We start from the raw sequence: 18,453 nt of genomic DNA, 5'->3' as shown, positions 1-18,453 counted from the left end.
AGACTTTCACCAAACAGGATGATATTACCTGGATTTAGATGTTAAGAGATGGACTTTGACAGGCGGAACAGATGGCAAAAGTTATTGAAAATATAGACTATTGCCTCTTTTGTTATTTTTTCGACAGCGGGTTCGAATCCCGTTTCCCGCTCCAAAAAAAACAAGGGTTAGGCGATATGCTTAACCCTTTTTTTATGCCCTGTATTAATTTTCCGGCAAAATTGTGACCTATGGCAGCACTCTGGTCGTGCGTCAGCGCACCTTATTCTCTTCCCGCCGGCGATACTCCGCAGCTTCCATCGCAATAAGGTTGGTCCCCGCTCGAGCCACAGCCGCAGAGATAGACTTTCTGGCGTTTCTTGATTTTAAAAGTGATCGGCAACTGGCCGGTACTGCTGTGTGATTCGTCGCAGAATGGAAGGTTTTGCGACTTTCCGCAGGTGCATCGAAAATAGGTGCCCGGGTCAAGGGTCAACGCGATGGGCATCCCGCCGTCGGGCATGTTCTTGGACATATCTCACTCCTCCTAAAAATTGATCCACCATTAAGGTTGTTGCAGGGGCTCTAATTATATCATTCGCGCAGCATGCGTGTGAGTGTGCGATCCAGGGCGGAGGCGAAGCGCTGGCGGTCTGCGGATCCGAACGGGCCAGGGCCACCCTGTACCATTCCTTCATCGCGCAAGCTCTGCATGAGATCGCGCGAGGAGAGTCGCTCGCCAACATTGTCGCCGGTGTAGAGGGTGCCACGCGGATCAATCGCCACAGTCCCCTTGGCGACAACCTTGGCGGCCAGAGGGATGTCGGCAGTGATCACGAGATCGCAAGCTGTGGCATGCTGAGCGATGTACTTGTCCGCTTCGTCAGGATCGCCGGGAACCACGACTGAGGAAATCAGGTGGGTATGGTGCTTGGCAAGACCCTTGTTGGCCACCAGGCAAACCTTGAGCTGTAAGCGCTCTGCGGCCCGAAAGACGATGTCTTTGACCGCGCGCGGGCAGGCATCGGCGTCGATCCATATCGTCACGTTCATTTCGCGCAGCATTTTTTGTATTTGAGTCCGCTGCCGCAGCTACAGGGGTCGTTGCGGCCGACTTTGTTTGAGGTCAGCGGCTGGGGCTTGACCATAATCCCCTCTGTGAACAGCCACTGATTTTCCTTGCGTTTAAACTGTCCGCGTTCATGATGGGTGCGCTTGCCGTCCTTGTCGCGAAAGCGGGTAATGAACTCGACTTCACCGTCTTCGTCACCTGGGCCGCCCTGGACGGTGTTGAGAATTTCCAGACCGTACCAGTCGGAACTTTCCGCCCAGGTCCGGGTCCCTTTATGATCATAGCCCTCGCGGTAGTCAGGGTGGGTGCTCTCAAACAGAAAATCAACTTCGACTTTTACATGGGCCGTGTAGCGTGCCCGCATGACCTGCTCGGCGGTCTCGGCGGTTTTCTTTCCGGTGATGATCGGCTCACAACAGACGGCATACTCTTTTGCGCTCCCGCAGGGACAACTGCTCATAGATATAGCTCCTTTTTTGTTCGGGACCGGTTTATATAATCCTGGATCTGACGGATTCAGGATAATTTATCAATTCAGGCTGCTGAGAAAAGTGGAGGTTACTTTATTTTCAAAAATTGATCCAGCGTCCTGAGCAACAAACTTTTCAAGAAGACCCGACACCTCGTGATCCAGAAAAGAGTGAACGGGCGGTCAGTGACCACACTGAAAAGCTTATTCCTTTCTCAAGGATGTTTTTTTTTTGATTCTCGGGTAAAATGCAACGATGTTAATTTTTCAAGGAGGATATTTATTATGAGATCCAAACTCGCGATCGTGTTTGCTTGCGCGGCAGTTCTGTTTGGCTCCCAGGTTTTTGCGCAAAACCTGAAAATCGATTCCGGGCTGTGGGAGCACACCCTGAGCATGACCAGTCAGAGCGGACAGATGGAAGAGATGATGCGTGAGGCGCGGCGGCAACTGGATTCTTTGCCGCCGGAACAACGGCAGATGATGGAACAGATGATGGCCGCTCAGGGAATCAGTATCGGGGCGGATGAAAGCAGCTTTCGCGTTTGTCTCAGCGAAGAAGAGATTGCCCGTGGCGAATTGCATCTGGCCGAAGAAAACTGTACTCAGGAAGTTCTCGAGCGTTCAGGAAACACCATTCGCGTACGTTTTACCTGTGACGATGAGCCGCCCTCGCACGGTGAAGGCGAGGTGACGATTGTCAGCCGCAAGGAATACATCGGCAACGCGGTTATCAATACGACAATAGAAGGCAGGCCGGAAGTGATCGATATCGACCAGAGGGCACGCTGGATCTCCTCCGATTGCGGAAATCTCCAGCCTGTCGGGCGTTAGAGCGAACGATCATGAAATTTATTTCGTTCAACGTCAACGGACTGCGTTCGCGCCTGCATCAGCTCAAAGCTGTCATCGACAAGCATCAACCCGACATCATCGGTTTGCAGGAAACCAAGGTTCAGGATGCCGATTTCCCAGTTCAGGCCATTGAGGATCTGGGTTATCAGGTTGCCTATCACGGCCAGAAAACCCATTACGGCGTGGCTCTTCTTTCGCTGCAGGCGCCGACCGAGGTGCGCTTCGGCTTTCCCGGTGATGGTGAAGAGGCGCAAAAGCGCTTCATCAGTGCGCGCTTCGCCTTGCCTTCGGGAAAAACCCTGGAGGTGATCAACGGCTATTTTCCTCAGGGAGAGAACCGCGATCATCCAATCAAATTTCCTGCCAAGCGGCGCTTTTATGCTGACCTGCAGCGATATCTGCAGGAAGAAGGCGATCCGGATGCGCCGTTGGTGGTCATGGGCGATTTCAACATCGCACCAGTTGACGGCGACATCGGCATCGGCCCCGAGAACGCCAAGCGCTGGCTTCGCACTGGTAAAACCAGCTTCCTGCCGGAAGAGCGCGAATGGTTTTCCGCCCTGCAGGAATGGGGGCTGCGAGACAGTTTTCGGGAATTGCATCCCGAAATCTCGGATCGGTTCAGCTGGTTTGATTATCGCAGCCGAGGGTTTGAGGATGACCCCAAACGCGGCCTGCGCATCGACCTGGTTCTGGTGAGCAGGCCGTTGCTCAATGCGTGCGGTGCGGCGGGCATTGATTACGATATCCGCGCCATGGACAAACCATCGGATCATTGCCCGGTTTGGGTGGAGATCGACGTGGAGTAGGCGAGGAGCGCCAATGCCGGACAAACCCTTATTTCCGTTGCTGATTTTCTATGACGGTGGCTGTTCGGTCTGTGCACGGGAGGTTGAGCATTATCTGCGCCGGGACCGCGACGATCACCTGATCGGCGTTGACATCAGCGACCCGGACTTTGATCCGGGCCCTTACCACATCTCCCTGAAAGATTTTATGTACGAGCTGCACGCCATCGACGCGCAGGGCCGGGTGTATCGTGGGGTTGAGGCCTTCTGGGCGATCTGGCAGGCTTTCCCCGCCTCGACCCTGTTCGGCCTGCTTGGCACATTCATCACCTTGCCTCTGATCAATCCACTGGCCCGTCTTGGTTACAAGGGCTTTGCCAACATCCGGCCCTACCTTCCCAAGCGAAAGCCTCATTGCAGTTCAGGTTCGTGCCGTATCGGCAAGGATCATGATCAAGTGTAAGGCTATGCTTTGTCGCGCGTAACTTCGCCTGCGGCTCAAACATTTACCGCTGCCTTCAACCACCAGGCCCTGCGGGCCGATTGGGCATAGACGCTGAATCAGCCCTCGTCACGCCTGCCTTTCTCCAAAAAATCCAGACGTTTGAGCCACCGAAATATCACCAGTGCCCCAATGACCACCAACAGTAACGTCGCGCCCAATAGGCTGAAATTCACAAGATCTCTTTGGTGGATAACCGCCCTGATGCGGTCGGCCACCAGAATTAGAGCGATTAAACCAGGCAGAGTGCCTATAAGGGTGCCGAGGAAAAAATGCCTTACCCTCACCCGCGAAGCGCCCGCCACCAGGTTGACCACCGGAAAAGGTGCGATCGGGACCAACCGCACGGCAAGGATTGCCCGCAGGCCACCCTGGGTAAGACGGCGACTGACCCGATTGAGACGCTTGCCCGCCAGACGGCGTGTCAGATCACGCGGCAAAAGCCGCCCAAGCGCCAAGCCGATAAGAGCCCCCAGTAAAAGCCCGACCCAGGAGTAGGCCAAACCGAGCCAAGGTCCGAAAATGGCGACAGTCGCAACGACCAGCAGCATGACCGGCAACAGCCCAAAAGCCGCCAAAAGAAAACCTCCCGCAACCAGCAGCGGCGCCAGATCGTTGGAGCGAATGGTCTCGGCGACTTCTCTCAGGTTTTCCAGGTGAAGCCATTGATCGAGGGGGGTCCAATGCCACAGCATGACCAGAACCGAGATCCCCACGATCAAGGCAGTCACAAGAGAGAGCCTTGATTCAGCGAAGCGGCGATGGTCGGGAGGCAGCATCTCGCCGGCAAGGCGGTTGGGGTCGATGGGCTGTTCGGGATCCAGCAAATCAGCCTCGGGGACCAGGTCGTCGACGTCTTCATCGATTTCGTCCGGAAGCCGCTCAAGGGTACGTTCGCCGCCGCGCAGACTCTCGATGACCGCAAGCAGCGAATTCTTTTGCTGTTCCTGTTCTGCCAGGCGTTGCGCTTCGGTGCCCAGATGTTCACTGAGCAAGCGGCGCCGCAGGGCGCGGATCGCCTCGGTTTGCGCCTCGGTTTGTGCTTCAAAAGCGAGGTCACACTCGGAATCGTATCCCATGGATCGGTTGGCCAAATTGGCAGAACCGATTTGCACAAATCGATCGTCGATAATCATCAGTTTGCTGTGCAAATCTATTTTTTCGCCTTCACTGAACCCTTTGTGGTGAGGATAGAAGGCGCCGAGCCGCTGCTGATTGTCAGCGGCGCGCAGTTTCTTGAGCAGGCGGGCACGCAACACGCTCATGGTCATCTCTTCCAGCCAACCGCCGCCACCACTACGGGATAGAATGATGATTTCAGGTCCATCAGCTTGGCTCAGACGGTCGACAAGCGCGTTCACAATTTCAGCGCTGGTCAGATATTGGTTCTCGATATAGATGAAGCGCTGCGCGTTCGCGATGGCATCGAGATAGAGTTGTTTGATTTGCTGAAGAGCAAGGTTGTTGTTAAAGGCGGGTTGGGTGAGGGCGATAGCCACTTCGACGTCCCGGGCGGCGGCTTCGATACTTTCAGGCCAGAGATCTCCATTTGTTTCACCGGGGAGAGCTTGGGGAGGCCGAGCGCCGCTGTCGCGCCAGCGCTTGCGCACCACGCTACCGATTTCCCGCGCAACGTCTCCCTCAACCAGCATTTCCAGATCATGAAAAGGGTTGTAGGATTCGTTTTGGGGCGTGACGCGGCGCGGATCACCAGGGCGGTGCTCCGAGGTGTCCCAGCGTTTAGTGGTCAGATCAAGTCCGCCGACAAAAGCCAGGGTGTCATCGATGACAACGATTTTCTGATGATGCGAGCCGCCGGTTGGGTGATTGGCATCGAGCTTGAAGTGAACGCGGCGATGAGATGACCAGGCCGGGCGATAAAGTGGAAGAAACTCGCGGTCAAGGGCATAGATCATGGCGAAGTCCCAGGCCAATACATGGACTTCAAGTTCTTTGCTCTGCTTGACCAGCGCATTGAGAAAATCACCCAGGGCTGCGGGAAGGCCGTCTTCGGGTTCATCCTCGGGTGCGAGGCGAGTGCTGCTGTGAATGTCCCAGCCGACAATATAGATGGAACGCTGTGCCTGCATCGCCGCCGCGCGAAAGGCGGAAAAATAATCGGCTCCGTCGATCAGAAAAGCGACGCGCGAGGCACGTGCCGTTTTCAGGCAATTTCGACCGGGGTCCAAGATGTCTCTTGCCTTGGATGTCTGACCCGGTTTGTTCTTTTCGGAGGTCACGGATTTCACTCCTGGCGCAAGACCACAAGTGAGCGAGCCTCGGCTTCGACCTGCTCTCCAGCCTCTATGGATTGCGCCTCATCGACCCAACCTTGCGCCGTATCGAGTTCCATAACCCAGCGTTCACCCCAGGAGACATCGGGCAATGTGAAGGTCAAAGGCTCATAGTGAGCGTTGAAGATAATATAAAAGCTGTCATCGGTAACCGGCTCACCCTTGGGGTTGGGGTTGGGAATGGCTTTGCCGTTGAGATAGACGCCGAGGGATTTGGCAAACCACTCGCCCCAGTGATCTTCCTCCATCTGCTGCCCGTCAAAGGTAAACCAGGCGATATCGGTAATTTCAGGTCCATGAATTTCGCGCCCCTGAAACCAGCGACGGCGACGAAAAACCGGATGATCATGAAAATACCGGATGAGCCGACGCGTGAAGTCGAGAAGTTCCCCGTCGGCATTGTCCCAGTCGAACCAGGAAGTTTCGTTGTCCTGGCAGTAGGCGTTGTTGTTACCTTGCTGAGTGCGGCCGATTTCATCGCCGCCGAGCAGCATCGGAACCCCTTGGGAGAGCAGCAGGGTCGTCAGGAAGTTGCGTTGCTGCCGAGCGCGCAGCGCGAGGATCTCCCCATCCTCGGTGGGGCCTTCGACGCCGCAGTTCCATGAGCCGTCGTGATCGGAGCCATCGCGGTTGTCCTCGCCGTTGGCCTCGTTATGCTTGTGATCGTAGGAGACCAGGTCATTGAGGGTGAACCCATCGTGGGCAGTGATGAAGTTGATACTGGCAAAAGGCAGGCGACTGGTATTTTCGTAGAGATCGGAGCTGCCGGTAAAGCGGGCGGCAAACTCGCCCAGGGTTTCGTCGCGACCGGGCCAGAAGTCGCGCACGCAGTCGCGGTACTTGCCGTTCCATTCGGCCCACACCGGTGGAAAGTTTCCCACCTGATAGCCCCCTTCGCCGACATCCCAGGGCTCGGCAATGAGCTTGACCTGGCTGATCACGGGATCCTGCTGGATGAGATTGAAAAATACAGAAAGGCGATCGACGTCGTGCAACTCGCGCGCCAGGGTCGAAGCCAGATCAAAGCGAAAGCCGTCGACATGCATCTCCAGCACCCAGTAGCGCAGGGAATCCATAAGCAGCTGAAGGACGTGGGGATTGCGCATGTGCAGGCTGTTGCCGGTGCCCGTGTAGTCCATGTAGTAGCGTTTGTCGTCTTCAACCGTGCGATAGTAATAGGCGTTGTCGATGCCCTTGAAGCAGAGCATCGGCCCCATGTGGTTGCCTTCGCCGGTGTGGTTGTAGACCACGTCGAGAATCACCTCGATGCCGGCCTGGTGCAAAGCCTGGACCATCTGTTTAAATTCGGCAACGACCGCAGCGGGCCGCTGATCGGCGGCATACTCATTGTGTGGGGCAAAGTAGCCGATACTGTTGTAGCCCCAGTAATTGCGCAGCCCCTTGTCGACAAGGTGTTTGTCGTGGATGAACTGATGTACCGGCAGCAGCTCTATTGCGGTTACACCGAGATCTCTCAGGTAATTGATTGCCGCTGGATGCGCCAAGCCGGCATAGGTGCCGCGGAGGTCCTCGGGAATATCGGGATGGCGGGCGGTGAAGCCCTTGACGTGGGTTTCGTAGATAATCGTTTCGTGCCAGGGTCGCTGCAGGCGGCGGTCGCCGCTCCAGTCGAAATGCGGCTGGTGAACCACGCTGCGCGGCACGAAAGGCGCACTGTCGCTCTCGCTCAGGGATTCGGGCCCGTCATCGAAGCGATAGGGAAAGACGGCCTCGTCCCATTCGATCTGCCCCTCGATAGCCTTGGCATAGGGGTCGAGAAGCAGTTTGGCGGGGTTGCAGCGATGGCCTTCTTCAGGCTTCCAGGGTCCGTGAACGCGAAATCCGTAGCGCTGCCCAGGCTCGACGCCGGGCAGATAAGCGTGCCAGCAATAGCCGGTGACCTCCTGCATTTCGATGCGGGTTTCGCGATCCCCGTGATCGAATAAGCATAGTTCGACCCGTTCGGCGATTTCTGAAAAAAGTGAAAAGTTGGTGCCGGCGCCGTCATAGGTGGCACCCAGAGGATAGGGGTTTCCGGGCCAGACTTTCATGGGGTTTCCCTTAGCTTTAATATTGCGATATTGGTTTTATTCCCAGACCTGCCAGCCCTCATCGCCGAAATCAAGCCAGAGGTAATCGGCGTCTGAAACGGATGCGTTGCCGCGATCGATGCGTCCGCGCACTTCCGGCAAAACCACCCGGTAGTCGAATTCGGCGAGATTTTCAAGCTGGGCGGGAATACCGTATTTCCACGCATGGCCACTGCCGGCCAGGACGACAAGGGTATGGTCTGGATTCTCCTCGAGAAAATTGACCAGGTTATTGGCCATGGCGGCATCCCACAGCAGTTGAGCCTCGCAGAAATGAGTGAACCTGTCGTTGTCGGCATGCCCATGCAAGCCCAGGGCGCGGCGGATGAACTGCTCGTAGGCAGGATCAACAATGCAGGCAAAGCCTTTGAGGTTCATTCCGCGCAGCTGCTCGGGGTTGAGGCTGGCAAACCCTTCGCGGGCAACCTGCCGGGTTATTTCGCGCGGAATGTTGAGGCCCACCAGCGGTATGCCTTGCTCGCGCGCGTGCATAAAAATCGGTCGGTAGAGGGGCCACAGGCTCCAGTTCTGCTGGTAGACCAACAGAAAGTTAAGCTCTTCCATTTCCTGGGCGACCCATTTGTCCAGGGCGCCTTGATAGTCGCTTTGAAACATTTCAAGGCCGATCGCGAGGGGACCGCCGCGCTCATGCAGGGCGCGGATGATTTCGAGCTGCATCTGGTGGTGGCCTTCATGATCGTGCAGTTCGCCGACGAAAACCACCTGCGCTTGGTCGAGGTCGGTTATGAGGTCGTCGAAGGCGATTTCCTCGCCACTGGAGAGCGCAATGATGTGAGGATGCGTCCAGGCGCTACCTGTGCCGAGCAGGAAAAATGCTGTGAGGGCGAGAAAAGAAATTCGTATTTTCATTGGATTGTCTCCGAAGAGTTAAAGTTTTGGATGAGGGGAGATTCACGCACCTCCCAGGTGCCGCGCACGCGATTTTCTCCTTGATCGAAGACGAGATAACTGTCGCGTCCGTAATGGGGAATTCTGCGTGCCGCATCGCGGGCCGCTTCCGGCGAGGCGGGTATGAAATAGGCCCAGTTGCGGTCGGGGAAGTCCTTGGGGGTCACGGCGGCAAAGAGAGCCGCTTGCGGACTCTCGAAGCGTTCTTCGCCAAAAGTGAAGCCTTGCTCGTCAAAGCTCAGGCCGGTGTCGGCGAGCAGCGCATTGGCAAAACGGCGCGGAAGGCCAAGGAAAAGAACATCATGGGTGCCAAGCTGTTCGGGTCGGATCTGTTTCTCGTCCACCACGCGAATGCCTTCTTGGCGCAGGGCCCGCAAAATCAGGCGCGCGGCGTCGGCGGTCGCAGGCGGCAAATCCGCAGCGACGACTGCGATGAGATTTTCGGAACCGCGGATGCTGTTGACCGAGGGGGGAATTTCTTTGGGGTGCAGCCGGCGAAAAGCATGGGCGTCCGGATCCACCAACAGGCGCCTGGGTGTGTCGGCGGTTCTCAATTCAAAGTGATTTTCACGCTCTTTAAGGGATATCCATCGGACCAGGGGTTCGCCATCGGTTTCCACAATCAAAGGCAGGCGAAGGTCAAAAGGCCGCGTCTTTTGTAGCAGATGTCCGCTGATGTACCACTGCTCGTCGCGGTGCTCGACTTCGACATTCTCCAGGGACAGAATCGGTGCGCCCGGCCGACGCACCCACTGATCGAAGAAGGCCTGCAGGTCGGTGCTGCTCAGACGCGAATAAAGTGCTGCGAAATCATCCCAACTGACCTGATCAAACATGCGCGTTTCGGCCATCTCGCGCAGACCGGCCCAGAAAATCTCCTCACCGACCTTGTGGCGCAGCATGTGAAAAACCATGGCCGCCTTGCCGTAACCCATGGCCTGAGTGGGTCGGTCGGTGCGCCGCAGGAAGCGGGTCAGGGGAAAGTCGCGTTCCGGAGTCACCAGCGAGGCGTAATCGCGCAGAATTCTGAGGCGATAATCGCGTGCACCTTCCGCGGAGCGTCGTTCGAGAAACAGGTAATCGGCGACATAGGTGGTGAGGCCCTCCGACCAGTTGCCCTGGGCATGATCGACGCGCACGCCGGTGCCCCACCAGGAATGGGCTATTTCATGGCCCAGACTGGTTTCGACGATGAACGGCAGGCGGATCACCGTGCTGCCAAGTAAGGTCCAAGAAGGAAAACCGTAGCCGGTTGGGAAGAAGTTTTCCACCACCGCGAACTTGGCGAAAGGATAGGGACCGAAAAGGTCTTCGTAGAGTTCCAGGTATTCGCGGGCGGCGTCGAGGTAGGTCGGCGCGAGTTCCTGAGTTTGAGGGTAGAAATAGGTGCTGACGGGAATATCGCCCACCTGGACCGTTTTGACCTCGTAAGGCCCGGCGGAGACGGTCAGATTGGACAGAGGGATACTCTCCTCCCACACCGAGCGGCTGTATTCAGCGGTCGTGACCTGCTCCTCGAGGCGTCCGGCGCTGACGGCGAGATAGCCCGGCGGCGCCGTGACGCTCAGGCGCCAGGCGGCGTTGCCTTGGCGCGGATCGGGATACCAACCGCTGCCGCCGGCAAGAAAAGTTCCCTGTGGCGAAATCGCCGCCGCGACTCCGAAACTTGGATCTTCGGTCATGATGGGATCCTGCGGCGGGGTGTCGGTAAAACGCCCCTCATAATAGATTTCAAGAGTGACTGGCTGTCCCCGGAACTCTGCAGGAAGGCGTACGTTGATGATTCCGTTGTTAAATGTGTGACCAAGGGTGCGCTCGTTAAGGCGGATATCGGTGATGCTTGCCTGAGGTGATAAAAAAAGCCGCACCGAAGGGGGTGCGTCAGGTAAACTCAGGCGATCCACCGCCTCAAGGCGGCCCTCCGCGGGAAAGAGTTGCACCTCCAGATCGTGATGAACGATCTGTGGCTGGGTTGCCGAGGCGGAAAGGCATAGGGCCAAACCGCCGCCAAGAAAAAACACCAGGAAAAAAGTCAGGAGCTTGAATGATTTCATGGCTTTTATTATAACCGATGGGCCATATTTTCAAGGAAATTTGTAACCGTTCAGCAGGCACCCCAGGGTGCGGCGGCATCGCGTGCGGCAAAAACTCGCCTGCGGCTCAAACATTTGCCGCAGCACTCAACCGCCGCACCCTGGGGTGCCTTCGGACGTCGCAGCTGAATGCTTACGGAAATGTTTCTATTTACCCTCTTCCCACGCCTTGCGCAAAAACCGATCACGGCCTGATCCCTGGCGATAGATCTGATAACGCACGGGATTTGCGTTGCAATAATCCTGGTGGTGTTGCTCGGCAGGGTAAAAGGTGGTAGCGGCGACTATTTCCGTCACGACCGGCGCATTGAATCTGCCGGAATGCGCCAAGCGCCGCCGGGATTCCTCGGCCAGGCGCCGCTGGCTTTCGTCGCGATAGAAAATGGCGCTGCGGTACTGGTTGCCGCGGTCGGCGAACTGACCACCGCCATCCGTGGGGTCGATGTTTTTCCAGAAGATCTCCAATAATTGTTCATAGGAAATTTGCCGTGGATCGTAGCTGATTTCAACCGCCTCGGCATGGCCGGTGGTACCGGAGCAGACCTCCTCATAGCTCGGATCAACTTTCGCGCCGCCCGTATAACCCGAAACCACCGCAAGGACTCCCGGCAGCTTCTTGAACGGAGGCTCCATGCACCAGAAACATCCCCCTGCGAATATGGCTTTTTCGGTTGTTGCGTTGTTGGTTTCCATGATCGTTCTCCGCATTTCCATCGAGGTCAGTGCAGCTAGCGCGAAATTTATTTTTCTTCCCCAGTGAATTCCAGTGCTGCCGAATTGATGCAGTAGCGCTGGCCTGTCGGTGTGGGCCCATCATCAAAAACATGACCCAGGTGACCGCCGCAGCGAGCGCAGAGCACTTCGGTGCGGCGCATAAACAGGCTTCGGTCTTCCTCGGTTCGCACGTTTTCCTCTGCGACCGGAGCACTGAAACTCGGCCAACCGGTGCCCGAATCATATTTTTCTTCTGAACTGAAAAGGTCCAGACCACAGCCGGCACATCGGTAAAATCCCCGAGCATGATTGTCCCAATACTGGCCCGAAAATGCCCGCTCAGTGCCCTTTTTGCGCAGAATGCGGAACTGTTCGGGGGTCAGTTTTTCTTGCCACTCTTCCCGGGTCTTTTCAACTTTTTCAGTCATGACGTATTGCTCCTTTGCGACGGAGTAAACGTTGATTCGTCCCATGGCTGCGACAGCTTTGGCATCGACGATTAGTAGGCCAAGCATTGCCCATCCTAAAATAAGCATGAAATTTTTCATTGAATTGCTCATCTCCTTTAGCTTGCTAGACTTGAAAACTCACCAATCCGGCCAACTGTCTCCCCGGCTGAAGAAGAGAAGGGAAGGATCTGCCATGAGAGTTATGCATCCCTTGGTCTTATGCCTGATTGTAGCATGCATTGGGGGCTGCGCTTTTCTTCCCCGCGACGCCGGATTCAGTGACGTGGAAAGCTTGGTTGCGGAGCGAGTGGGCGAACCGCTGCATTGGGCAGGCGTGAGTCTGGAAGAAGAGGCCATCAGGCTGCGCGTTGAGGCGTTGCTTGGAGAGCCGTTGAGTGCGGCAGGCGCGGTACGCCTGGCATTGCTGAATAATCCATCTTTACAGGCCGAGTTGGAAGAAATGGGTATTGCCCGTGCTGACTTGGTGCGCGCAGGGTTGCTGCGCAATCCGGTTTTTGGCGCGACATTGCGCTTTCCGGAAGGGGGCGGAGGAACCAATCTCGAGTTGTCTCTCGTGCAGGAATTCCTGAATGTTGTGCAATTACCTATGCGGCGCAGGGTTGCGGTTAAAAGCTTTGAGCAGGTGAAGCTGCGCACCGTCGACACCGCTCTTACTCTGGTCGCGGACACCCAGGATGCCTTCTATGTAGCCCAGGCAAGTCTCTGGGTCACCGAAATTCGCAGTTTGATAGTGGATGTTTCTGAAGCTATGGCCGATGTCGCCGAGCGGTTGCACCATGCCGGAAATATAACCGATCTGGACCTTGCGAAAGAGAAAACGCGCTACCAGCAGGTGCGGCTCAAACATATGCAGGCCCAGGCACATCAGGCTCTGGCGCAGGAGCAACTTGCTGTTCTGTTGGGACTTGCGGAATCGAGTTCCATGCGAATATCACCAAGATTGCCCGAGTTGCCGCCAACCGCGATCTCCGAATCCGGTTTGGAAGACCGGGCGCTGGCTCAGCGACTCGATCTGGCGGCGGTGCGCATGGAGCGAGAGATCTTGCTTGAAAGCCTTGGGGGCGCGCGTTTAGCTGCTCTTCAACCTGATTTTGGCCTGGGAGTCGAAGCAGAGCGCGAAACCGACGGAAGCTGGTTGGCAGGCCCAAAAATCCGCATGAATCTGCCGGTATTTGATGGAGGCGGCACAGCGGTCGATGCCAAGGAGGGGCGTTTGCGCGAAGCCCTCCGACGTGAGAGGGCGATGGAAGTTCAGATACGCAGCGAAGTGCGCCAAGCCTGGGTGCGCTTGCAGCATGGCCGCCAAGAGGTTGATCATTACCAGCAGGTTCTCGTGCCACTACATGCGCGCATAATGGAAGAAAGTCAATTGCAGTACAACGCCATGCAGTTGGGTGTTTTTCAACTGCTAAACACCAAGCGAGAGCAACTTGAAGTCGGTGCTCTTCATGTGGATGCCAGGAAGAATTACTGGCTGGCTCGCAGTCGCTTGGCGCGTGTCGTCGGCGGTTTGCTGCCGGAACCGGAACCGTTGCCGGTGGACGACGAACTGGAGGATTTGTTCGGGGCAAACCCTGCGCCGCCTGTAAATACAGGATTTCTGTCAGATTCGCTTGAAAGGTTTAGGCAATGAATGCTCTCACGCGACGCCAGATGCTGGCCCGCAGCGCCGCCGCCCTTGCGGGTGGAGCGCTTCTGCTCGGGGAACGCAGCGAAACTCAAGCCGGAGCCTCTCCCGAGCCACAGGCGCGGGCATCTCGACCGCAAAGCCCTGGAAAAGGGCATCTGCCCGTGGTCACGCCCAATGGAGAAAACTTGCCCTGGCGCCTGGTGGGCGGCGTCAAGGTTTATCATCTCATCGCGGAACCGGTACGCCACGAACTCGCCCCCGGCCTGAGCGTGAACGCCTGGGGCTACAACGGCCGGGTGCATGGCCCGACCATCGAAGCGGTGGAAGGCGACCGGGTGCGCATCTACGTCACCAATCGCCTGCCCGAGCCGACCTCGGTGCATTGGCACGGCATTCTCTTGCCAAACGGCATGGACGGCGTGACTGGGCTCAACCAGCGCCCCATCCCGCCGGGGGAAACCTATCGCTACGAATTTACCCTGCGGCAGCACGGCACCCACATGTATCATCCCCATTTCGACGAGATGACGCAGCAGGCTATGGGCATGATGGGGTTGTTCATCATTCATCCGCGCGATCCACAACCCTATCGGGTCGATCGCGACTTTGCCATTCTGCTCAGCGAGTGGCAGGTCAAGATCGGGACCGCGCGTCCCGATCCGGGAGAAATGGTGGACTTCAATATCCTCACCATGAACGGCCGGGCTTTTCCCGGTACCGAGCCCCTGTGCGTGCGGCAAGGCGAAAAGGTGCGTATCCGCCTCGGCAATCTCAGCGCCATGAGCCACCACCCCATTCATCTGCACGGCTACAAATTCATGGTGACCGCCACCGACGGCGGCAAAATCGCGCCTTCGGCCCAATGGCCCGAAAACACGGTGTTGGTGCCGGTGGGCAGCAGTCGCGACATTGAGTTTGCAGCTGATGAGCCGGGCGACTGGGCTCTGCACTGTCACATGACCCACCATGTGATGAACCAGATGGGCCACGACATTCCCAACATGATCGGTATGGATGCCGACGGACTCGATGAAAAAATCCAGCGCCTGGTGCCCGGTTACATGACCATGGGCCACACCGGCATGGGTGGGATGGGCACCATGGACATGCCGGTGCCGCGCAACAGCATTCCCATGCTCGGCGGTGAGGGCCCCTTCGGCCATATAGACATGGGGGGCATGTTTACCATCGTCAAGGTGCATCCGACCCTGCCCGGGGCCGACGACTGGTATGAGCAACCCCCTGGTACCCTGGCGGACAAAGCTGACGCAGAGGAAATGCGCCGGGACGGGATCGACTTGGGGGGCGATTCAGGCTAACTTTCCCTTGAGAGTGAACAGCAGCGGTCAGGTTTCCTTTTTTTGTCCGAAAAACCTGATCTCTGCCTGCGCGACGGCCTCGTCCACAAAATCGTCGATGTGTTCGATTCCCGCCTCGTAGCGTTCAATTTCGGCGAGGTCGGCGCGGGTTTCGGGGTGGGGGGAGATCATGAAGGAACAGCAGTCGGGGTAGGGCTGGGCCGAGGCCTCGAAGGTGCCGATGCGCCGGGCCAGCACCACCGTTTCTTCCTTGTTGAAACCGATCAGGGGTGAAAGCACCGGCAGGGGCGAGGCGGCCTGGATGCAGCGCAGGTTGTCGAGCGTCTGCGAAGCGACCTGACCGAGAGAGTCGCCGGTGACGACGGCCTTGCCACCTTCCTTTGCGGCGATGCGTGCGATGATGCGCATCATGAAGCGCCGATAGACGATCATGCGGTGCTTGGCTGGCGGACGCCTGCGCGTTGCCAGCTTGATAAAAAAAAATCGCCGAGGGCGCTGAGCGATAAAAAAAGCCCCGGAGATTTACCGGGGCTTTTTCAGAGGGATGGCAGTTTCCGCGTACAACCCTTAGTGTTTATCAGCGTGGCCTTTGGTTCTATTCTCTTTGGTCGACTTGGTTTTGTCCTTCATCATCTTCATCATCGGGCATTTGTCCATCATTTCATCCGTGATCTCGGGGTGCATGTGTTCCATCATGTGGCGCATCATCTCCGGACCCATTTTCGTCATCATGTCGTGCATCGCCCGACGTTGTTCGATGAGTTCATTGATGACGACGGCGATGGCCTCGACTTTTTCTTCGCCGGTGGCGGCGTTCATCGCTTCGACGCGTTCCTGCAGGCGCGCGTCCCGTTCAGCCATTTTCTTCTGCATGGCTTCATGTTTTTCCCCCATTTCCTTGCACTTCTCCATCATGGCCGCGGACTTATCGGCTTTCTTTGTCGCGTCATAGCCTTTTTCGGCGGCAAATCCGCTTGTTGCAAACAGACTGGCGCATAGTAGAACCAAAAAAACACGTGTTTTCATAGACTTCTCCTTTGGGTTGAGGAGGGGCGTTATGCCACTTCCCGGTTTGGAGAGAGTCTAACAGAAGCGTCTCCGAAAACCAGGCAACCGCCTATTGCCGCGCGGAAAAGTTGAAATCGGGGCCTGCGCCATGGACAAGCTACTCACCTACGACTGGCCGGGAAAGGTGCGAGAGTTGGAAAACGTTATGGAGCGGGTGGTGATTCGGTCTCGCGGCGCTAAACTTGAGCAAAATGATTTGCCGTTGAAGATTTGCTGCCGCCACATTCTGGTTTTCCGCATGGGAAAATATGGCCTGAGGCGGTGTAAGATCGCCTGGCGCCACAAGGTCGGAAGCGCTGTGGAAGAATCGTTGCAGCGTCCGATTTTTAGACGAGAAAGGACTGAGTCAATGCCAAAGGAGAATTCTTCGAAGGGTACGACGGAAAAAGAGGTGACCCTGACCGTCCCCGGCATGGGTTCGGACCACTGCGCCGGCATTGTGCGCACCTCGTTGGAGCGTTTGGACGGTGAATACCAACATCAGCAATCATCGCGTGCGTGCACGCATCGGCGATGAGGACGTCGCACCCGACGACCTGCGTAGTGCCGTAGAGAACCCAGGTTTTGCCGCGCAGCCATTGACCGATGATGATGAATGCAAACTGGCCGAAAAGTACCTCTCGCCAAGAATCTTTCAGCGCAAAGCGTCAGTCAAGCCCCGCTCTCAAGTTTCAGAAAAAAAATTGAAGAATATTCTAAAGTTTGTTGTTGGATATTCTACACCAAGTCGCTTTTTTTTCGCCCACAGGGGAACAAGTCCGCGATTTGTCGTTCAATTTATTTTAGGCATGCAATGTGTATTTCATATATTCATCACCGGCTGATTGTTGACAGGTCAACAGAGGAATCTATGCTTTGGCTTATACTTAACAAGTCGACCGCGAGGAGAGAATGTTCATGATGCGCATCCTATGTTTTTTCGTGCTGACCCTGACGATGAGTCTGCCCGGGACTGTTCAGGCACAGGCAGTGGAGGAGGTGCCCCTGTCTCTGGATGGGTTGGTAGCCCAAGCTCTGGAGCGCAATCCTGAAATCAAGGCCAGTGAAGCCCGCTGGCAGGTTTTTGTGGAGCGCGCGCGACAAGCCGGCACCTTCGAAGACCCCATGTTGATGCTCGGCATTCAGAATGCCATGGTGCGTGATCCGCTGGCTTTTGACCGCGACAACATGACCTCAAAGGTCATCGGCATCAGCCAGATGGTGCCCTTCGCGGGCAAGCGCGCATTGGCACGACGCTCCGCTGAGTTGGACGCCGAGGTCAGGCGCTGGAGTTTGGAGGAGCGCAAAATTCAAATTGAGTTCATGGTCAAGGAAAGCTGGAACCAGTTGTATGCCGTGGACCGCTCCCTGGAGATCATCGAGAAAAATATTATGCTCCTCGATGATCTGGCGCACCTGACCGAAACGCTCTACGGCGTTGGCGATGCTCTGCAGCAAGATGTGCTGCGTGTGCAACTGGAGCGCTCGAAAATGGAGGACATGCGCATCAGACTGCGTCAGCAGCGCCGCAGCCTGGCAGCGCGCCTCAACGTGCTGGCCTTTCGCCCCGCCGCCGAGCCCATTCCCACCATTCCCGAGGTGTCTTTGGTGCCCGTGACCATCGACCCCGCGCAGTTGGAAGAGCTGGCCTACCAGCATCGGCCGCTGCTGCGCGGTCTGCAAAGCGAGCAGGAAAAATCGCGCGTCATGCGCGACCTGGCCCTGCGGGATAATTATCCCGACTTCACCTTGTCTCTTGAATACATGCAGCGTGAACCGACGACCATGGGGAGCGAGGGTTACGACATGTACAGTGCCGGCGTCAGTTTTAATCTGCCGGTGCAACGTCAGCGCCGTCAGGCCATGGTTGCCGAGGCCGATTCGGAAAGACGCATGGCCGAGCAGGAAATCGAAATGTTTCGCAACGACCTGCGTTTCGATATCGCCGATGCCCTGGCGCGGCTGGAACGCAACCGACGCATGGCCGATCTCTATCAGGGCGGCATCATCCCTCAGGCCGAAGGCACTCTGGATGCGTCCCTGGCCGCGTACCGCGTCGGCCGCGCCGAATTCATGAACGTACTGGAAAGCCAGATGACCTTGTTCAATTACGAACGGGATTATTTCGAGGCGGTGGCCGAACACCAGATGGTGCGCGCCCAACTCGAAGCGCTGGTGGGCACGCAGCTACGGTGACGTAGGGGCGACGCATGCGTCGCCCA

General features: G+C 56.8%; 19 protein-coding genes. 8 read left to right on the top strand and 11 right to left on the bottom strand.

Annotated features, from left to right (window positions below):
- Positions 1-262: 262 nt before the first annotated feature.
- From GFER_RS01860 to GFER_RS01850, 3 genes are read right to left on the bottom strand one after another with little or no spacing between them, the layout of a single operon-like run.
- Positions 263-514 (bottom strand): CDGSH iron-sulfur domain-containing protein, encoded by a 252-nt coding sequence (locus GFER_RS01860; protein WP_040095540.1) that lies wholly within the window; start codon positions 512-514, stop codon positions 263-265.
- A 59-nt stretch (positions 515-573) separates the two neighbouring features.
- Entirely contained in the window at positions 574-1,026 is a 453-nt protein-coding gene (locus tag GFER_RS01855) for a YaiI/YqxD family protein (protein ID WP_040097202.1), read from the bottom strand.
- Positions 1,027-1,028: 2 nt separating this feature from the next.
- Entirely contained in the window at positions 1,029-1,511 is a 483-nt protein-coding gene (locus GFER_RS01850; protein ID WP_040095538.1) for a YchJ family protein, read from the bottom strand.
- Positions 1,512-1,805: 294 nt separating this feature from the next.
- Here GFER_RS01850 and GFER_RS01845 point away from each other — a divergent pair, with 294 nt between their 5' ends.
- From GFER_RS01845 to GFER_RS01835, 3 genes are read left to right on the top strand one after another with little or no spacing between them, the layout of a single operon-like run.
- The gene (locus GFER_RS01845) at positions 1,806-2,354 is read left to right on the top strand and encodes a DUF3617 domain-containing protein (RefSeq protein WP_052445860.1); all 549 of its coding nucleotides are present in this window, start codon (positions 1,806-1,808) and stop codon (positions 2,352-2,354) included.
- Between the two features lie 11 nt (positions 2,355-2,365).
- Entirely contained in the window at positions 2,366-3,184 is an 819-nt protein-coding gene (gene xthA, locus GFER_RS01840) for an exodeoxyribonuclease III (RefSeq protein WP_040095535.1), read from the top strand.
- A 13-nt stretch (positions 3,185-3,197) separates the two neighbouring features.
- Positions 3,198-3,626 (top strand): thiol-disulfide oxidoreductase DCC family protein, encoded by a 429-nt coding sequence (locus GFER_RS01835; protein ID WP_040095533.1) that lies wholly within the window; start codon positions 3,198-3,200, stop codon positions 3,624-3,626.
- Between the two features lie 98 nt (positions 3,627-3,724).
- Here GFER_RS01835 and GFER_RS01830 read toward each other — a convergent pair whose 3' ends face one another.
- From GFER_RS01830 to msrB, 6 genes are all read right to left on the bottom strand, one after another.
- Entirely contained in the window at positions 3,725-5,854 is a 2,130-nt protein-coding gene (locus tag GFER_RS01830; RefSeq protein WP_139172103.1) for a VTT domain-containing protein, read from the bottom strand.
- 56 nt (positions 5,855-5,910) lie between these two features.
- Positions 5,911-8,010 carry a glycogen debranching protein GlgX gene (gene glgX / locus GFER_RS01825; RefSeq protein ID WP_040095530.1) on the bottom strand — a complete coding sequence of 700 codons (2,100 nt, stop codon included), beginning with the start codon at positions 8,008-8,010 and terminating at the stop codon, positions 5,911-5,913.
- A gap of 36 nt (positions 8,011-8,046) precedes the next feature.
- The gene (locus tag GFER_RS01820) at positions 8,047-8,919 is read right to left on the bottom strand and encodes a ChaN family lipoprotein (protein ID WP_052445858.1); all 873 of its coding nucleotides are present in this window, start codon (positions 8,917-8,919) and stop codon (positions 8,047-8,049) included.
- A complete protein-coding gene (locus tag GFER_RS01815; protein WP_139172105.1) occupies positions 8,916-11,012 on the bottom strand; it encodes a M1 family metallopeptidase in 2,097 nt (698 codons plus the stop codon). The genes GFER_RS01820 and GFER_RS01815 overlap by 4 nt, the downstream gene beginning before the upstream one ends.
- 186 nt (positions 11,013-11,198) lie before the next feature.
- Complete coding sequence (gene msrA / locus GFER_RS01810) at positions 11,199-11,744, bottom strand: peptide-methionine (S)-S-oxide reductase MsrA (RefSeq protein ID WP_040095528.1); 546 nt, start codon at positions 11,742-11,744, stop codon at positions 11,199-11,201.
- 47 nt (positions 11,745-11,791) lie between these two features.
- Positions 11,792-12,313, bottom strand: a complete 522-nt coding sequence (msrB, locus tag GFER_RS01805; protein WP_052445857.1) for a peptide-methionine (R)-S-oxide reductase MsrB — start codon at positions 12,311-12,313, stop codon at positions 11,792-11,794.
- On the opposite strand from msrB, the gene GFER_RS01800 reads away from it, so the two are divergent.
- The gene (locus GFER_RS01800; protein WP_161807372.1) at positions 12,300-13,868 is read left to right on the top strand and encodes a TolC family protein; all 1,569 of its coding nucleotides are present in this window, start codon (positions 12,300-12,302) and stop codon (positions 13,866-13,868) included. The two genes, msrB and GFER_RS01800, sit on opposite strands and share 14 nt — an antisense overlap.
- Complete coding sequence (locus GFER_RS01795; protein WP_139172107.1) at positions 13,865-15,184, top strand: multicopper oxidase family protein; 1,320 nt, start codon at positions 13,865-13,867, stop codon at positions 15,182-15,184. The genes GFER_RS01800 and GFER_RS01795 overlap by 4 nt, the downstream gene beginning before the upstream one ends.
- A 27-nt stretch (positions 15,185-15,211) precedes the next feature.
- Here GFER_RS01795 and GFER_RS01790 read toward each other — a convergent pair whose 3' ends face one another.
- Both GFER_RS01790 and GFER_RS01785 read right to left on the bottom strand, forming a co-directional pair.
- Complete coding sequence (locus tag GFER_RS01790; RefSeq protein ID WP_268746195.1) at positions 15,212-15,652, bottom strand: tRNA sulfurtransferase; 441 nt, start codon at positions 15,650-15,652, stop codon at positions 15,212-15,214.
- A 99-nt stretch (positions 15,653-15,751) separates the two neighbouring features.
- Positions 15,752-16,210: a hypothetical protein gene (locus GFER_RS01785; protein WP_040095524.1), complete on the bottom strand. Its 459-nt coding sequence runs from the start codon at positions 16,208-16,210 to the stop codon at positions 15,752-15,754.
- A gap of 94 nt (positions 16,211-16,304) precedes the next feature.
- Here GFER_RS01785 and GFER_RS19865 point away from each other — a divergent pair, with 94 nt between their 5' ends.
- The 3 genes from GFER_RS19865 (at position 16,305) to GFER_RS01775 (ending at position 18,427) form a co-directional block, all read left to right on the top strand.
- Complete coding sequence (locus GFER_RS19865) at positions 16,305-16,769, top strand: AAA-type ATPase lid domain-containing protein (RefSeq protein ID WP_040095521.1); 465 nt, start codon at positions 16,305-16,307, stop codon at positions 16,767-16,769.
- The gene (locus GFER_RS18525; RefSeq protein WP_139172109.1) at positions 16,720-17,076 is read left to right on the top strand and encodes a hypothetical protein; all 357 of its coding nucleotides are present in this window, start codon (positions 16,720-16,722) and stop codon (positions 17,074-17,076) included. The genes GFER_RS19865 and GFER_RS18525 overlap by 50 nt, the downstream gene beginning before the upstream one ends.
- A 73-nt stretch (positions 17,077-17,149) precedes the next feature.
- A complete protein-coding gene (locus GFER_RS01775) occupies positions 17,150-18,427 on the top strand; it encodes a TolC family protein (RefSeq protein WP_040095520.1) in 1,278 nt (425 codons plus the stop codon).
- Positions 18,428-18,453: the final 26 nt, after the last annotated feature.

The organism is Geoalkalibacter ferrihydriticus DSM 17813 (assembly GCF_000820505.1).
Classification (GTDB): Bacteria; Desulfobacterota; Desulfuromonadia; order Desulfuromonadales; family Geoalkalibacteraceae; genus Geoalkalibacter; species Geoalkalibacter ferrihydriticus.
The sequence above is the reverse complement of the archived record's forward strand: the minus strand, read 5'-3'. Positions and strand labels throughout refer to the sequence as shown.

Coding starts and splice junctions, on each gene's coding strand:
- GFER_RS01845 (WP_052445860.1), top strand. CDS start 1,806: ATGAGATCCAAACTCGCGATCGTGTTTGCTTGCGCGGCAGTTCTGTTT.
- GFER_RS01785 (WP_040095524.1), bottom strand. CDS start 16,210: ATGAAAACACGTGTTTTTTTGGTTCTACTATGCGCCAGTCTGTTTGCA.
- msrB (WP_052445857.1), bottom strand. CDS start 12,313: ATGAAAAATTTCATGCTTATTTTAGGATGGGCAATGCTTGGCCTACTA.
- GFER_RS01800 (WP_161807372.1), top strand. CDS start 12,300: ATGAAATTTTTCATTGAATTGCTCATCTCCTTTAGCTTGCTAGACTTG.
- GFER_RS01815 (WP_139172105.1), bottom strand. CDS start 11,012: ATGAAATCATTCAAGCTCCTGACTTTTTTCCTGGTGTTTTTTCTTGGC.
- GFER_RS01835 (WP_040095533.1), top strand. CDS start 3,198: ATGCCGGACAAACCCTTATTTCCGTTGCTGATTTTCTATGACGGTGGC.
- msrA (WP_040095528.1), bottom strand. CDS start 11,744: ATGGAAACCAACAACGCAACAACCGAAAAAGCCATATTCGCAGGGGGA.
- xthA (WP_040095535.1), top strand. CDS start 2,366: ATGAAATTTATTTCGTTCAACGTCAACGGACTGCGTTCGCGCCTGCAT.
- GFER_RS01795 (WP_139172107.1), top strand. CDS start 13,865: ATGAATGCTCTCACGCGACGCCAGATGCTGGCCCGCAGCGCCGCCGCC.
- glgX (WP_040095530.1), bottom strand. CDS start 8,010: ATGAAAGTCTGGCCCGGAAACCCCTATCCTCTGGGTGCCACCTATGAC.
- GFER_RS01850 (WP_040095538.1), bottom strand. CDS start 1,511: ATGAGCAGTTGTCCCTGCGGGAGCGCAAAAGAGTATGCCGTCTGTTGT.
- GFER_RS01775 (WP_040095520.1), top strand. CDS start 17,150: ATGATGCGCATCCTATGTTTTTTCGTGCTGACCCTGACGATGAGTCTG.
- GFER_RS01860 (WP_040095540.1), bottom strand. CDS start 514: ATGTCCAAGAACATGCCCGACGGCGGGATGCCCATCGCGTTGACCCTT.
- GFER_RS01820 (WP_052445858.1), bottom strand. CDS start 8,919: ATGAAAATACGAATTTCTTTTCTCGCCCTCACAGCATTTTTCCTGCTC.